A 15,191-nucleotide genomic window follows, 5' to 3' on the forward strand; every position below is an offset into this window, starting at 1 on the left:
TTATTAGTGGTGGCCTTCAGCATAATCTGAAGAGTGCTTCTGTAGATATTTCAAGATCAGTGCTTCACTGTCTGTATCTAGGTTAACGAACGCAAGCATGCCGTCGAACATACCTGGCCAAGTGTTCGCATCGAAGTGCGCTTCAGCTGGTTGTGTATGACATACAGAACAGTTTGTTTTGTATGCTTCTTTCGATTTTTCCCATACAGGGTTGATGTCGTTCAGCATAGACTCTTTCTTGATCCATACTTTCGCTGCCACTTTCTCCCAAGGAAGACCAGTCAGCTCGTCCACTCGTTTTTCACCAGTCGTAACGATGTTGCTGTCTGTAGACGCTTCTTTAAGTAGAGACGCAGTTGCAATGTTCTTACCGAAATCTTCTTGAATTACGCGACCAAAGCCTTTCGCTTTACGCCAGCCGTCAATTTCGATTTCGATGAAGTCACCTTTATCTTCCAGAACTTTTACTGTTGATGCAGGGTTTAGAAGACCCGCTTCTTTCGCACCTTGCGCGTCAAAGTAAATTGGAAGGTGACGAATACTTACGAGCTCTTGACCTACTGCGTAGTCAGTACCTGATGTCATTTGCTCTAGATCACCCACGATACCGCCGATGCTATCCATACCTGCTGGTAGGTTGTGCGCGATACCTTTGTGACAGTCAACACAGCTTTGATCTTTTTCTGCCGCTTGCTTCATCTGGATACGAGCGGTTGGAGACATTTGCTCGAAGTCCATAGACTCGTAGTTGTGACAGTTTTTACACTCTAGAGATTTGTTTGCAGAGAAACGATCCCATTCGTGTTTAGCAAGTTCGATACGACGCTCTTCGAAAACGCCAGGTTCAGAGTAGTTGCCAAAAACTTGCGCAAATACTTCTTTAGAAGCCTGCATTTTACGAGCGATTTTGTCAGTCCAGTTGTGAGGAACGTGACAGTCAGGACAAGTAGCACGAACACCAGAGTGGTTTTTCCAGTGAACCGTGTCTTGCAGCTCAACGTATACGTTGTCACGCATGGTGTGACAGCTAATACAGAATTCTTCAGTGTTGGTTGCTTCTAGCGCGGTGTTAAATCCACCCCAGAAAATAACACCAGCGATGAAACCGCCCATAGTCAGCACGCCAAGGCTGATATGAACTGCCGGGCGCGTCATCGTACGCCACAGTTTAATGATTAATGATTTCATTATTTGCTCTCTTAAAATCTTTTCAAAAGTGTGGTTGTGAGCTCACTGGCTTACATGCCGTGTGCGCCTGGAGGACCAAAGAAGAACACTTGTAGTGCCCAAACGATAAATCCGTAGCCGCCTACGAAAGCCACACTCAGAATTGGGAAGAGAACAACTGCAATGAAGAGGAAAGACTTCCACTCCAGTGAGCGTTTTTCGCCACTCTCAATTTTATTAACATCACTCATACATTTGCCTATTTTGTATCTAGTGTTATTGAAAAGCCCGTGTAACCAAGCTTAAGTTTTTACAATCTCTAATTGAAAATGTTAGACCATACTAATAGTAAGGTTCAATCAAATAACTCCCTTCAAGCCTTGTAATTCAACACTTTTTTGAGCTCATCCAGAGTTGTGTGGGATTGATATTATTTATTAAAAAACATGAACAGATATGAAAAAATAAGTCTTTTAAAACCTTGTTAAACTTACAACATTTACAAAACATAAATTACATTTGAGCGGTAAAATTCGTGCCGAAAAATTACTCAAACTCTTGAAAAAGATAATGACTTGTAAACAAAATGATAAAAAACATTTTATAAAACCTCTCGCAATTTCCACCATGAAAAAAGCAAAAATTACCCATTGAGATTCATATAGAGAATGGGGTTGGTTACAATTCTAAGCGGCAATTTCAAGGAGTGATTATGAACAATGTGGTGGACATTAGTTGGGCAAAATTAGCGGCTTTCAGTTTGATTCTGTTAGTGCCATTTGCGATCAATGCACGCTATAGATTAGGCATCGCGAAAGATGCATCAGTCAGCGTTGTGCGTATGACTTTACAGCTCGTTCTGATCGGTGTTTATCTTGAATATCTCTTTCAATTAAACAGCTTGATCATCAACTTACTTTGGCTTGCGATTATGCTCGTCGTAGGAGCAAGTTCCATTGCAGGGAAAGCACGTTTACCGAAAAAGCCGCTCATGCTGCCACTTCTAACTGGGCTTGTATGTGGCTTGTTTCCATTACTAATTGCGATCACCGCTGGCTTGGTGCGCCCTACTCCGCTTTACAATGCACAATATATGATCCCATTGGCAGGCATGCTGTTAGGCAATAGTCTGAGCAGTAATATCATCGCGCTACAAAACTTATTCTCTGCTTTTGAAGAGCGTAAATCTGAGTACGAAGCTGCCATCTCACTGGGTGCCGCCCCTAAATACGCTTCCTTTCCTTTCGTTCAGGAGGCTCTGAGAAAATCGTTAGCGCCAACGCTAGCCTCAATGACCACGATGGGCCTTGTCACGCTTCCTGGTATGATGACGGGGCAAATCCTAGGGGGCGCAAGCCCATTGGTTGCCATTAAATATCAACTAGTCATCATGCTAGCTATTTTTGTCATGATGAGCGTCTCTGTTGCCATCACACTTGAAATGACATTGAGCTTTGTACAAACAAAAGAAGGCCGTGTTACGGTCAAAGTACGCCCAGTTGATGGAATGAAGCGAGGTCAGTAATTGGCCACATAACCCCCTAATTTTATGAAATTTTCTGGATCTTCAGAGATACTCACGATCTTTGATACAGGTTATCCACAGAAAATGTGGATAAGCCACCAAAAGATATACGCAACCAGAAACATAGCCACATTTCTGAGTCTCCTGTCTTATCAACATGCAATGGTCACATTTTAGTCAACTCAATGACATCTTCGGCTTCTACATTGTGCTTAGAGACAAAATGGAGCAGATATCATGGACGTATTGATCATGGCGGAAAAACACGATGAGTTACTGTCTGACTTGCCGGTTGAATGGCTTGTGCAAGAGCCAAAAGAGATCACTTCTCACTGGTTGCCAAACGAGTTTGGAATCAATGAAGAGCTGATTTAGAAAGCACTTTCACCCAAATACGACGTACAAAAAAGGCGAGCTACCTAGCTCGCCTTTCTCTTTCTTTGGGCTCTATCGCAGATGCTTGTCTTCATCACGTAGATAGATCATCCAGTACCACATACCGACGAACACACCGCCGCCGATGATGTTACCGATCGTGACTGGGATAAGGTTGTTAACGATAAAGCCCATCATGTTCAAGTCCGCATAATTTGCGATATCAGCACCTGTCATTTGCCAGAAGGCTTCTGGCGCAAAGTATTTGATACCAATAGCCATTGGAACTTGGAACATGTTCGCAATACAGTGCTCAAAACCAGCGGAGACGAACATCGCTACTGGCAAAATCATTACCGCGATTTTGTCTGTTAATGTACGGCCACTGAATGTCATCCAAACCGCAATACAAACTAACACGTTACACATGATGCCAAGTGCAACCGCCGCAAAAAAACCATGGTGCAATTTATGTTGTGAAATGGCCATGGCATTCAAACCAACTTGACCGTGATCGAACATGTATTGCTTTGTCACCAACATACACGCCACCAGCAAAATAGCGCCAACCATATTGCCGAAATAAACCACAAACCAGTTTTTAACCAGCGTTTTCCATGAAATTTTGCCACTCGCACGCGCAACCAGAGTCAGAACCGAACTGGTAAAAAGCTCGCCGCCAGTAACCACCACCAAAATCAAACCAAGGCTAAATGCTAGACCGCCAATGAGTCGTGTGATGCCCCAAGGCAGATCGCCCGCGCCTGTCGTTACTGTGGTATAGAAAATGAAAGCAATACCAATATGAAGCCCCGCAGAAATGGCGAGCAGAAAAGATTTGATTGGAGCTTTCGTTGCTTTGCCTACACCTACTTCGGCGGCACGTTCAGCAGCCTGAGGTGGCAATAAAGAGTCAAACTGATTGAAGTTCATGGAAGTGTAACATTTAGAAACAATTAAAGAGGCGCGGATAATCGCTCCATTTCCTGACTTTTTCAAGGGCTATTTTTCATGTTTACTAAAAATGTTGTTGGTGAGACGGAAATCGATAAAACTCAACTATAGTTTGTTGTCTTAACTATCATTGATATTAAACAAGATACTCAGCGTTCGAACAAAAATTCCACGTTATATCAGTCTGATAGCAATGCAGTTAACACTTCTTGTTGTTTTGTGTTGCTCAACACTGGTTTTAAGACTAGCTTGGATAAAAAAGCGCAAAGGAATTATCTATGAAATATTCAGCTGAACACATCGCCGAACTGAACCTTCTTCTTCAATTCGATTTAAGCAGTGCAGCGACAGGCATTAAAGTCCATTCAGATGCCTCAGAAGAGATGCAAGCAGCAGTTGCGCGTCTTTACCAAAAGCAATTGTGTACGCAACCTGATGGTGGTTATCTAACCGACGAAGGTATTGAAGTTGCAGAACACGCAGACAAAATCTTACGCGTACTTTCTGCAGAATAACTACCGCCCACTGACCAATAAAGCCACCGAAATACGGTGGCTTTTTTCTAGTTACTCCAATCGCATTTGGGGAATCTCACTCGGCTACACCAGTAACTTTCTCATTTTCCCAAACGGTTGAACTTTATCGTACAACCAGTTAAAGCCTGTGGCGTAAAACAAGAAGAAGACTAGAAACCCTGCTTCGAGCATCAATGCTTGAAGGAACGTAATCTCCAAGAACCATGCGATCACAGGTATAGAAATAAAGATCAACCCACCTTCAAACCCAATGGTGTGACCAAGGCGCATTGCTAAACTTCTGTCTGCTCGGTTGCTGCCAAACCACTTATCGAAGTACAAGTTGTAAATGTAGTTCCAAACTACGGTGTACAAACTCAAACCGATCCCTACTAACGCCAAATCACTTGAATCTTTGCCTGTGATCAACGCAGCTGTAGGCACAATGATCGCTAACGCCATCAATTCAAAAAGTACTGCGTGGAAAATTCGTTCGTTACGAGTCATGATTATCTACCCATTTGTTCTACTCAATGACTGAAATTTTATCTATGATTGAGATAATAAAAAGTTAGATACCATCGGTAAAAACGATATGTTTACTATCGAACAATTGCAGGCGTTTGTTGCCACATCCGAATCCGGCTCATTTTCCGCAGCAGCGAGAAAGTTAGGTCGAGCCCAATCCGTGATAAGCCAACACATTATGAACATGGAACTCGACTGTGGTGTCGATCTGTTTGATCGCTCCGGCCGTTATCCCAAACTGACCGAGAACGGCCATGCACTGATGCCTTACGCGCAAGCGGCGATCAGTCAACTCGACCGATTAAACAATAAAGCGACTCAGCTCTTTTCTGCGCAGGCGAGCGAGCTTGTTCTCGCGATTGATGAAGGGATTCCGCTGACTCGATTACCGGATGTGCTTAAAAACCTAGAGCAACAATTTCCGCAACTACAAGTCGAATGTTTAACGGCATCTAGCCCAGACATTATTGAACTGGTGAAATCTGAACGTGCGACCACCGGAATTATTCTGAGCGATCTGCAAATGCCTAGGCATATCGATTTTACCAATCTTGGTAATATCGCATTCGATGTGTATGTCTCTTCCGATCACCCATTAGCGGCTCAGCGAATTACCCATATCGATCAACTCAAACAATATCGCCAACTGGTGATACGCTCAAAGAGTGCAGAGCCAGGTAGCCTCAACCAAGCATTGAGCCCAGATATCTGGTACGCTGATAACTACTACATTTTGTTAGAATTAGCGAACAAAGGGTTTGGATGGTGCTTCCTGCCGGAGCACTTAGTCGCAGACTCACCAAACACGTTAAAAAAAGTTGGGGATGATTTCACAAAGCTGGCTTGGCAAGTCAATGTTGACCTGATTCAGCATCAAAAATGGCATTCTGATCCCCTCCATCAACAAGCCAAAGCAGAGCTCATTACTCTCTTTGAGCAAACAGTTAAGTAGGATAAACAATGGCAAACACATTGATTGTAGGTGCAGGTTGGCTTGGTACTCCACTAGCGCAAGCCTTGTTAGTCGAGGGACATGATGTAGTTGTTACGCGTCGTAGCCAAGCTCGGTTAGATGAACGGCCATCCACTATTGCTAACGCCGCCCTGCTTGATCTCAACGATGAAAACGCAGCGCAAAAACTGGATGAAATAATTCATTCGAATCGTATTGAGCGTATTGTTGGTGCGTTTCCACCTGGGTTTCGTCGAGGGTCTGGTCGAGAGTATGCGCAGCAATGGTCAACGTTAGTTAAAGCGGCAAAACAGAATGCGATTGAAAAGCTCGTCATGATCAGCTCTACAACGGTCTACCCTAATTTACCAACGGATATGAAAGAAGAATTCGCATCGCTCGCTCTCGCGCAAACCCACCCTCACTTTTCTGATAATGCGAAAATCATGCTCGAAGCGGAGCAATCCGTCATCGACTCTGGCATAAACTACGCCATCTTACGTTGCAGTGGTTTGATTGGCCCAGACAGACACCCCGCTCGCTTTGCCATGCGCCTAAAACAAGTCAGCCGTAAAGCTCCAGCCAACATGCTTCATCAAAGTGACGCAGTCGCTGTGGCACAATTTGCATTGGATCACCTGAGTAATCAGATCATTAATGTCACAACGCCTCACACGGTGAGCAAAGCTGAGTTTTACCAAGCAGCAATCACCAAAAGTGGCGCAGAGATTTCGCTACCTCCCGTTACAGAAGATGCCGATAAACGCATTTTAGCGGACAAACTGGTTTCACTTGGGTATCAATTCCGATTCAATTCAACGCTGGATGCACTATGAAGTTATATCAACATATAGAAACGCTTTGGGATTACATGCAGCTAAAACAGGATTTAAAGCCTGCCGACTGCTTGTTTGTTATGTGCAGTAACGACGTGCGAGTTGCTGAGCACGCCGCTGCGCTTTACCACCAAAAACTCGCACCATTGATTGTGTTCTCCGGTGGTGAAGGCCGTTTTACGGATGGGTTGTTTGAAAAAAGTGAAGCCGAAACATTTGCAGACATTGCGCGTTTAGCTGGCGTACCAAGCGATGCCATTTTAGTAGAAACACGTTCAACCAATAGTGGAGAAAACGTCCGTTTCACCGAGCAGTTATTAAAAGAGAAAGGCATCCAATGCGAATCTATTATTTTAGTGCAAAAGCCATTTATGGAACGCCGCGCCATCGCTACGTTTGAGAAGCAATGGCAATCGCCCTACTCGCAAGTGCAAGTCAGTTCTACCGCTCATCCATTCTTCGAATACATCAACGAAGACATGCCGCTAATGATGGTGTTAGAAGCGCTGATGGAAGATTTTTCCCGCGTCAAAAGCTATCCCGAAAAAGGATTTCAAACTAAGCAAGACATTCCAAAGCAAGTGGATTCATCTTATCAAGTCTTGTTAGAGCGATTCGGTTTTGATCTCGTCTGAGCGAAATGAACAATTAAAAAGCCACCGAATTCGGTGGCTTTTCTGTATTGCTTTGAAGCTGAATGGATAGGTTTATTTACCTAGGGCTTCTTTGTAGTGCTGACGGCAAACCGAGACATAACGGTCGTTGCCACCAATTGCCACTTGGTCACCTTCTTTGATTGCGACTCCGTGTTCGTCGGTGCGGATAACCATGTTTGCTTTTCGGCCACAGTGGCAAATCGTCTTCAACTCAACCAGCTTATCAGCCCAAGAGAGTAGGTACTTACTGCCTTCAAAAAGTTCGCCAAGAAAATCGGTACGAAGACCATAGCAAAGTACTGGAATATGCAGCTTATCCACTACCTCTGTAAGTTGGTAAACCTGCTCTTTCGATAGGAACTGACACTCGTCAATAAGAATACAGTGACGTTTTTCGACTTCATGCAGGGCCGCAATCTCTTGATATAGGTTCGTATCTGGACGGAACAAATGCGCATCCGATTGTAAACCAATACGAGAACTTACTTTGCCTACACCATAACGGTCGTCCAACGCCGCAGTGAAAATCACTGGCGTCATACCGCGTTCTTGGTAGTTAAATGAAGATTGAAGAAGAGTTGTCGATTTACCCGCATTCATTGCTGAGTAATAGAAATACATCTGAGCCACAGAGCATTACCTAAAGTTAAAATTTTATTGATGAAATTGGAAAATAAAAGGGCTGAATCATCAGCCCTTTTAAAAGATTCAATTACTTACGACGCCACGTTGTGCCTTCTGGGCCATCCTCGAGGACAATGCCCATTTCCGTCAGCTTATCACGTGCCATGTCGGCGTTTGCCCAATCTTTCGAAGCACGCGAGTCGTTACGCAGTTTGATTAGCGCTTCAATTTCAGCGACTTCATCATCGTTGCCAGCATTACCTTTTAGGAAAGCTTCAGGATCTTGATAAAGAATACCAATCACGTCTGCTAGTTCGCGCATTAGCGCACCAAGTTCACTCGCTTTCTCTACGCTTTCTGTCTTAAGGCGGTTAACTTCGCGCGCCATATCAAACAGAACTGAGTATGCTTCTGGTGTGTTGAAGTCGTCATTCATCGCTGCAGTAAAGCGAGATACATACTCCTCACCACCCGCAGGTGCTGCATTTAAATCCAGACCACGCAGAGAAGTGTATAGACGCTCAAGAGAAGCGCGTGCTTGGTTTAGGTTATCTTCACTGTAGTTCAATTGGCTACGGTAGTGACCAGACATTAGGAAGTAACGCACGGTTTCAGCATCGTAGTGACCAAGAACGTCACGAATAGTGAAGAAGTTGCCTAAAGATTTAGACATCTTTTCGCGGTCTACCATCACCATGCCACTGTGCATCCAAGTATTTACGTACTTAGTGTCGTGTGCACAGCAAGATTGTGCGATTTCGTTTTCGTGGTGTGGGAACTGTAGATCAGAGCCACCGCCGTGAATATCGAAATGATCGCCTAGGATCGTAGAGTTCATTGCTGAACATTCAATGTGCCAACCTGGACGACCTGGGCCCCATGGAGATTCCCATGTTGGCTCGCCTGGTTTAGACATTTTCCAAAGAACGAAGTCTAGTGGGCTGCGTTTTGCAGTTTCGATATCAACGCGCGCACCAGCTTGTAGCTGATCAAGATCTTGCTTAGAAAGCTTGCCGTACTCGTCAAACTTACCCACTTCAAACATGACGTCGCCGTTGTCTGCAACGTATGCGAAACCACGTTCGATAAGCTTTTCAACCAATTCGATGATTTCTGCGATAAATTGTGTTGCGCGCGGCTCAACGTCAGGACGCTTCATGTTCAATGCATCAAAGTCTGCGTGCATGTCGCCAATCAAACGTTCTGTAAGTGATTCACAAGATTCGCCGTTTTCTGCTGCACGTTTGATGATTTTGTCATCAATATCTGTGATATTGCGAACAAACGTTAGGTCGTAACCAAGGTAGCGCAGATAACGTGATACTACGTCAAAAGAAACGAAGGTGCGGCCGTGGCCGATGTGACAGAGATCGTAGATGGTTACCCCACAGACATACATGCCAACTTTACCGGCTGTAATTGGTTTGAATTCCTCTTTCTGTCTTGTGAGTGTGTTATATATCTTTAACATGATCTCTATCTATGATTGTGAATGAATACAAGAACGTCGAGTATATCAAGTCCGACCTTATTAGGTAATAGCAATTAACCGATAAAACGATAATCGGCTAAACTTCAAGCACAAAACGAAGAATTTACTCTTCTCGAGTTTTTAATGCGTTATAACTTAGGCTAGAATCTCGGGCTCAACACAACACAGTAAAGGAAAGTAGCATGATCACCCTTCACACTAATTTTGGTGACATCAAGATTCAACTAAACGAAGAGAAAGCGCCAGAGACAAGCGCAAACTTCCTTCAGTACTGCCGCGACGGCTTTTACGACAACACTCTTTTCCACCGTGTTATTGACGGTTTCATGATCCAAGGTGGCGGCATGGAATCAGGTCTACGTGAAAAATCGACACGTGCACCTATCAAGAACGAAGCAAACAACGGCCTAAGCAACAAAGTAGGTACGATTGCTATGGCTCGTACGATGGAACCACATTCTGCAAGCTCTCAGTTCTTCATCAACGTAAACAACAACACTTTCCTAGATTTCCGTAGCGAAAGCCTAGATGGTTGGGGTTACTGTGTATTCGGTGAAGTTGTAGAAGGTATGGACGTTGTAAACAAGATCAAGGGCGTTAGCACTGGTTCTCACGGCATGCACCAAGACGTACCACTAGAAGACGTGGTAATCACTGGTACTACAATCGCAGAGTAATTCTTGCGAATTATTCCCAAGAGATAAGTAATTGGGGAGGCTTCGCCTCCCCTTATTTCTATGACGACATTATTTATATCAGACTTGCACCTTACGCCGTCACGTCCTGACATCACAGAATGTTTCATTACATTTATGCGTACGGAAGCCAAAAATGCCGAAGCTCTTTATGTATTAGGCGATCTTTTCGAGTTTTGGGTCGGTGATGATGACAAAACACCGTTTGCAAACCAAATTCGTACCGAGTTCAAAACGCTCACCGACCAAGGTGTCCCGGTTTTCTTTATTCAAGGCAATCGTGACTTCTTGTTGGGCGAACGCTTTTGTAAAGAGACGGGCATCACTTTGCTTGATGACGTTTGCACCATCGACTTATATGGCACAAAAGCGGTGATTTTACACGGCGATACCCTGTGTACTGATGACGTGGAATATCAGAAATTTCGTAAAACTGTGCATCAGCCTTGGTTACAATGGATCTTTAAACGCATCCCATGGTGTTTAAAGAAAAAAATTGTCTCTAAAGTTCAATCAGACATTCGCGACGATAAGCAGATGAAGTCTTTAGATATCATGGACGTGAATCAAAGCGAAGTTGAAAAAGTGATGTCTCAGAATTGCGTCAACTTGATGATTCATGGGCACACTCATCGCCCAAATACACATTTTTTTGACGCAAATGGTGCTAAAAACACGCGCATCGTCTTAGGGGACTGGTATACGCAAGGCTCAGTTTTACAAGTGAATTCTGATGGTTTTGAACTGCAAAACCGGCCTTTCAACACATAATTTACGCTAAGCATGTCGAACATGTAGAAGATTCGCATTCAAAGCGTAGATATTTTGTAAAAAATCGCTATTATCATATTACTAAGTTAAACAGAACGAAGTACCTAATTGAAGTATTCTTACGTAGCTCGCCAACCGATTCTAGACAGAGAAAAGCGAACCATAGGTTACGAACTTCTCTTTCGAGACGGCCCCAAAAATACCTTCCCTGAAGTAGAACCTGAGCTTGCTACTAGTCGACTGCTATCTGATCATTTTTTGTCGACGCATTACAACACGTTAGGTAACAAACTCGGTTTTGTTAACTTTCCCCACCAAAGCTTGGTCAACCTTGTTCCGACACTGTTTCCGAAAGATTCTCTGGTTATTGAAGTACTCGAAGATTGTGAGCCTACGCAAGAGCTTCTCGATGCAATAAAACATCTGCACGAATGCGGCTACCGAATTGCACTCGACGACTTTGTACCAACTAAGGCTTGGAAACGCTTTCTTCCGTACGTATCGATGATCAAATTTGATATTCGTTTAGTACCAATTGAAAAAGCGGCAATTTTCATCCAAGCATTGAGCCAGTTTAATATCGATTTTTTGGCTGAAAAAGTCGAAACCTATGAAGAGTTTGAACAAGCGCTTGACGCTGGTTTTAACTACTTTCAAGGTTACTTCTTTAGTAAACCAGAAATGATCCAAAAGAAGCGCCTCAACCCGGCGTTTTTAACCGTCATCCAGTTGTGTAAAGAGATTGCTGACAAACCCATCGACTTCAATGAAGTGGAGCGTCTGTTCTCTATTGATGTGACGCTTTCTTATAAGTTGCTCACTTACGTCAACTCGGGTTACACGCTCACAACCAAGATCAAATCGTTTAGACAGGCGCTGATTTATCTGGGCGAAGAACGTTTACGACGCTTTATTTCTCTGGTTGCGATTGCTTCTGTGCAAGAGGACAAGCCTGATTCACTCTACTCGCTTGCTATTCAACGCGCTCGTATGTGTGAAATTTTGCTTAGCCAAATGAAAACCAAGTACGATCCTGGACAAGCCTTTCTGACTGGTATGTTCTCATTACTAGGCTCGCTGCTCGATCAACCTCTGTCGGATGTGATTGAAGACATTCCCGTCGATGAAGATATTAAGCTCGCCCTGACAAGCCGAAAAGGTGTGCTTGGGTATCTCCTTTCTATGTGTATTGCTTACGAACAAGCAGATTGGGAACTGGCTGAAAGATACTGCTCCGTATTGAAGTTAACGGAAACTCAGCTAGCTGATGCGTTCAATGAATCGACAGAGTGGGCTCAAGAACTGCTTTCTCAAACACCTTAACTCGCTATAATGCTTCTCTCCCACTCTATTGGGATTATTTGTTTCATCGCTTTACCTAACGAGATTTCATCTTATGGCTTCTTCTTGTCCTTGCGGCGCTAACCGTACCTACCAGCAGTGTTGCGAAATTGCGCACAACAATCACGCTGACGTCAAAACACCAGAACAGTTAATGCGCTCTCGCTATAGCGCTCATGTGCTAGGCCTCGTTGACTACGTTGTGAAAACATATCACCCAAGTTGTAACGCAGAAGAACAACGTGAAGGTATCGCACAATCGATCGACAGCGATTGGTGCAAACTGGAAGTCGTCAAAGCAGAAGCTGGCAGCCATGAAAATGAAGGCTTTGTTGAGTTCAACGCCTATTTCAATGAAGACGGCCAACGCTACTGCCTGAGCGAGCGTTCACGCTTCGTGAAAGAAGATGGGCTGTGGTATTACATTGATGGCACTTTCCCTGAAGAAGAATCCGAGCAAGATCCGCGACTTAATCAATCCATCAGCAGCTTAAAAGTAGGCCGTAACGATCCATGTATTTGTGGCAGCGGTAAGAAATTTAAAAAGTGCTGCGGATAAAATCGCACTATCAAGAAAAAACAAAGGCTTCCAAATGGAAGCCTTTGTTTTATTTCTTTGATTTGAACTACTTGTGACGCTCTTTAAGCTTATTCACCACATCGTTCATTGATAAACCTTGGTCTTGTAAAAGCACCAACAAGTGATAGATCAAATCTGCAGATTCACACACTAACTCCGCCTTATCGCCCGACGTCGCCGCAAGCGCGACTTCAACGCCTTCTTCGCCCACTTTCTGCGAAATACGCTTGGTACCACGGGCATAAAGACTGGCGGTATAAGAGGAGTCTGGATCGGCACTCTTGCGGGCAGCCAGTAGCTGCTCAAGTTGATGAAGCCACACCATTTGTGATTCCTCTTGTGCATCGCCGTCCCAACACGTTGTTGTGCCTGTGTGGCAAGTTGGCCCAATCGGATTCACTCGAACCAGCAAAGTATCATTGTCACAATCTAGAGAGATATTCACGAGTTGAAGAACATTGCCAGACGTTTCACCTTTAGTCCATAAACGCTCTTTAGTGCGAGAGAAAAATGTCACCTGACCCGTTTCACCCGTTTTTGCTAGCGCGTCTTGGTTCATGTAACCCATCATAAGCACTTGGCTCGATTGGAAGTCTTGCACGATGGCAGGTACCAAGCCATCCACCTTTTCCCAATTGATTCGCTCCGACAGCGAACTGACTTCGGCGGCTTTAAAACTCATAGTCGTACCTCAATGCCTTGTTGTTTCAAATACTGCTTTAGTTCACCAATATTGATGACTTGCTTGTGGAATACCGAAGCGGCCAGCGCACCATCCACGTTTGCTTTTTGGTATGCTTCTGCAAAGTGCTCCATGGCACCTGCACCACCGGAAGCGATGAGAGGAACTTTACACACTTCGCGTACCATATTGAGCTGTTCAATATCGTAACCGTTACGCACGCCGTCTTGGTTCATCATGTTGAGCACGATTTCACCAGCGCCGCGCTTTTGCACTTCTTGTACCCAATCGCGCGTTTCCCACTTCGTCGCCTTTGTACGTTCTTCGTCGCCAGTAAACTGGTAAACCTGATATTTACCAGTATCTTTGTCGTAGTAGGAATCGATACCAACTACGATACACTGAACGCCAAATTTATCTGCTAAATCAGTAATAAGCTGCGGGTTAGCCAACGCAGGCGAGTTGATAGAGACTTTGTCTGCACCAAACTCCAGAATACGTGCAGCATCCTCTGCGGATTTAATACCACCAGCCACACAGAAAGGAATGTCGATCACTTCCGCGACACGAGCTACCCAACTTTTATCAACTACACGACCATCGCTTGATGCAGTGATGTCGTAAAATACCAGCTCATCAGCGCCTTCTTCAGCGTAGCGTTTAGCGAGAGGAACAATGTCACCGATGATCTCGTGGTTGCGAAACTGAACGCCCTTCACCACTTGTCCATCACGAACATCAAGACATGGAATTATTCGCTTTGCCAGCATGCAAATGCCTCCTCTGCTGTGAACTTACCATCTAACAACGCGCGACCAACAATCACTCCTGCCACACCGCTGCCTTTTAGCGCTTCGATATCTGCTAGCGAACCGATGCCGCCTGAAGATTGGAACTGCACTTGTGGGTACTGTTTACATAGGTCGACGTAAAGCTCTACGTTTGAGCCTTCTAGCGTACCGTCACGAGAAATGTCAGTACACAGCACGTGCTGTAGACCTACCGTTAGGTAATCGTTGATCAGAGCTTCAATAGTCACGCCTGAATCTTCTTGCCAACCAGAGATCGCCACTTTACGTGTGCCGTCTTGGTCGATGTTGATGTCCAACGCGAGAACGATTTTCTCTGCGCCGTATTTTTCCATCCAACCTTTTACTAACTCAGGCTGTTTTACTGCGGTTGAACCAACCACAACGCGCTGTGCACCCGCTTCTAATAAGTCCACAACGTCTTGTTCGGTACGCACACCGCCACCGATTTGGATGTTCGCAGGCGTGCTTGCTAATAGCTTTGCAATCAAATCAAGTTGGCGCGCAGATGTATCTTTCGCGCCCGTCAGATCCACCAAGTGCAGCCAGTTAGCCCCTGCTTGGTGATACAAGTTGAACTGCTCTGCTGGGTCGACTTTGTACTCGGTTACTTGGCCGTAATCACCTTGATATAGGCGAACCACCTGTCCTTCAATTAAATCAAGAGCTGGAATAATCACACTAAATCC

The 15,191-nt window shown here is 44.6% G+C and carries 19 protein-coding genes; 10 read left to right on the plus strand and 9 right to left on the minus strand.

Going from position 1 to position 15,191, the window contains the following annotated elements; genetic code table 11:
• Positions 1 to 3 precede the first annotated feature (3 nt).
• Both torC and torE read right to left on the minus strand, forming a co-directional pair.
• Positions 4 to 1,188: a pentaheme c-type cytochrome TorC gene (torC, locus tag ACYJZR_RS09825; protein ID WP_005462368.1), complete on the minus strand. Its 1,185-nt coding sequence runs from the start codon at positions 1,186 to 1,188 to the stop codon at positions 4 to 6.
• 50 nt (positions 1,189 to 1,238) lie between these two features.
• Positions 1,239 to 1,418 (minus strand): trimethylamine N-oxide reductase system protein TorE, encoded by a 180-nt coding sequence (gene torE / locus ACYJZR_RS09830; protein ID WP_005450728.1) that lies wholly within the window; start codon positions 1,416 to 1,418, stop codon positions 1,239 to 1,241.
• Between the two features lie 461 nt (positions 1,419 to 1,879).
• Here torE and ACYJZR_RS09835 point away from each other — a divergent pair, with 461 nt between their 5' ends.
• Together ACYJZR_RS09835 and ACYJZR_RS09840 are read left to right on the plus strand one after the other, a co-directional pair.
• Positions 1,880 to 2,692, plus strand: a complete 813-nt coding sequence (locus ACYJZR_RS09835; protein WP_218765208.1) for an ABC transporter permease — start codon at positions 1,880 to 1,882, stop codon at positions 2,690 to 2,692.
• 237 nt (positions 2,693 to 2,929) lie between these two features.
• Positions 2,930 to 3,067, plus strand: a complete 138-nt coding sequence (locus tag ACYJZR_RS09840; RefSeq protein ID WP_005478877.1) for a hypothetical protein — start codon at positions 2,930 to 2,932, stop codon at positions 3,065 to 3,067.
• A gap of 72 nt (positions 3,068 to 3,139) precedes the next feature.
• On the opposite strand, the gene focA is transcribed toward ACYJZR_RS09840, so the two are convergent.
• Positions 3,140 to 4,000: a formate transporter FocA gene (gene focA, locus ACYJZR_RS09845; protein ID WP_005462425.1), complete on the minus strand. Its 861-nt coding sequence runs from the start codon at positions 3,998 to 4,000 to the stop codon at positions 3,140 to 3,142.
• 299 nt (positions 4,001 to 4,299) lie between these two features.
• On the opposite strand from focA, the gene ACYJZR_RS09850 reads away from it, so the two are divergent.
• A complete protein-coding gene (locus tag ACYJZR_RS09850) occupies positions 4,300 to 4,536 on the plus strand; it encodes a TIGR02647 family protein (protein ID WP_005462432.1) in 237 nt (78 codons plus the stop codon).
• Positions 4,537 to 4,620: 84 nt separating this feature from the next.
• Here ACYJZR_RS09850 and ACYJZR_RS09855 read toward each other — a convergent pair whose 3' ends face one another.
• Positions 4,621 to 5,043 (minus strand): PACE efflux transporter, encoded by a 423-nt coding sequence (locus ACYJZR_RS09855; RefSeq protein ID WP_406964860.1) that lies wholly within the window; start codon positions 5,041 to 5,043, stop codon positions 4,621 to 4,623.
• 88 nt (positions 5,044 to 5,131) lie between these two features.
• Here ACYJZR_RS09855 and ACYJZR_RS09860 point away from each other — a divergent pair, with 88 nt between their 5' ends.
• From ACYJZR_RS09860 to ACYJZR_RS09870, 3 genes are read left to right on the plus strand one after another with little or no spacing between them, the layout of a single operon-like run.
• Entirely contained in the window at positions 5,132 to 6,016 is an 885-nt protein-coding gene (locus tag ACYJZR_RS09860) for a LysR family transcriptional regulator (RefSeq protein ID WP_021449272.1), read from the plus strand.
• 8 nt (positions 6,017 to 6,024) lie between these two features.
• Positions 6,025 to 6,852 (plus strand): NAD(P)H-binding protein, encoded by an 828-nt coding sequence (locus tag ACYJZR_RS09865; protein ID WP_406964857.1) that lies wholly within the window; start codon positions 6,025 to 6,027, stop codon positions 6,850 to 6,852.
• Positions 6,849 to 7,487 carry a YdcF family protein gene (locus ACYJZR_RS09870; RefSeq protein WP_005462434.1) on the plus strand — a complete coding sequence of 213 codons (639 nt, stop codon included), beginning with the start codon at positions 6,849 to 6,851 and terminating at the stop codon, positions 7,485 to 7,487. The genes ACYJZR_RS09865 and ACYJZR_RS09870 overlap by 4 nt, the downstream gene beginning before the upstream one ends.
• A 72-nt stretch (positions 7,488 to 7,559) precedes the next feature.
• Here ACYJZR_RS09870 and ACYJZR_RS09875 read toward each other — a convergent pair whose 3' ends face one another.
• Both ACYJZR_RS09875 and cysS read right to left on the minus strand, forming a co-directional pair.
• A complete protein-coding gene (locus ACYJZR_RS09875) occupies positions 7,560 to 8,138 on the minus strand; it encodes a thymidine kinase (RefSeq protein ID WP_005450744.1) in 579 nt (192 codons plus the stop codon).
• Positions 8,139 to 8,220: 82 nt separating this feature from the next.
• Positions 8,221 to 9,603: a cysteine--tRNA ligase gene (gene cysS, locus ACYJZR_RS09880; RefSeq protein ID WP_005478905.1), complete on the minus strand. Its 1,383-nt coding sequence runs from the start codon at positions 9,601 to 9,603 to the stop codon at positions 8,221 to 8,223.
• A 203-nt stretch (positions 9,604 to 9,806) separates the two neighbouring features.
• Between cysS and ACYJZR_RS09885 the strand changes: the two genes are divergently transcribed.
• From ACYJZR_RS09885 to ACYJZR_RS09900, 4 genes are all read left to right on the plus strand, one after another.
• Complete coding sequence (locus ACYJZR_RS09885; RefSeq protein ID WP_005495708.1) at positions 9,807 to 10,301, plus strand: peptidylprolyl isomerase; 495 nt, start codon at positions 9,807 to 9,809, stop codon at positions 10,299 to 10,301.
• Positions 10,302 to 10,361: 60 nt separating this feature from the next.
• On the plus strand, positions 10,362 to 11,090 hold the full coding sequence (gene lpxH, locus ACYJZR_RS09890) for a UDP-2,3-diacylglucosamine diphosphatase (RefSeq protein WP_025505243.1): 729 nt from the start codon (positions 10,362 to 10,364) through the stop codon (positions 11,088 to 11,090).
• Between the two features lie 108 nt (positions 11,091 to 11,198).
• Positions 11,199 to 12,413 carry an EAL and HDOD domain-containing protein gene (locus ACYJZR_RS09895; RefSeq protein ID WP_005459985.1) on the plus strand — a complete coding sequence of 405 codons (1,215 nt, stop codon included), beginning with the start codon at positions 11,199 to 11,201 and terminating at the stop codon, positions 12,411 to 12,413.
• A gap of 73 nt (positions 12,414 to 12,486) precedes the next feature.
• Positions 12,487 to 12,990: a YchJ family protein gene (locus ACYJZR_RS09900; protein ID WP_015296531.1), complete on the plus strand. Its 504-nt coding sequence runs from the start codon at positions 12,487 to 12,489 to the stop codon at positions 12,988 to 12,990.
• Between the two features lie 67 nt (positions 12,991 to 13,057).
• On the opposite strand, the gene hisIE is transcribed toward ACYJZR_RS09900, so the two are convergent.
• Genes hisIE through hisA form a run of 3 tightly spaced genes read right to left on the minus strand, consistent with a single transcriptional unit; the run spans position 13,058 to position 15,182 of the window.
• Positions 13,058 to 13,693, minus strand: a complete 636-nt coding sequence (hisIE, locus tag ACYJZR_RS09905; protein WP_005460001.1) for a bifunctional phosphoribosyl-AMP cyclohydrolase/phosphoribosyl-ATP diphosphatase HisIE — start codon at positions 13,691 to 13,693, stop codon at positions 13,058 to 13,060.
• A complete protein-coding gene (gene hisF / locus ACYJZR_RS09910; RefSeq protein ID WP_020840389.1) occupies positions 13,690 to 14,463 on the minus strand; it encodes an imidazole glycerol phosphate synthase subunit HisF in 774 nt (257 codons plus the stop codon). Before hisF ends, hisIE begins: the two co-directional genes overlap by 4 nt.
• On the minus strand, positions 14,445 to 15,182 hold the full coding sequence (hisA, locus tag ACYJZR_RS09915; RefSeq protein WP_005495717.1) for a 1-(5-phosphoribosyl)-5-[(5-phosphoribosylamino)methylideneamino]imidazole-4-carboxamide isomerase: 738 nt from the start codon (positions 15,180 to 15,182) through the stop codon (positions 14,445 to 14,447). Before hisA ends, hisF begins: the two co-directional genes overlap by 19 nt.
• Between the last annotated feature and the right edge of the window lie 9 nt (positions 15,183 to 15,191).

The sequence above is a fragment of the Vibrio sp. RC2502 genome, assembly GCF_054850435.1.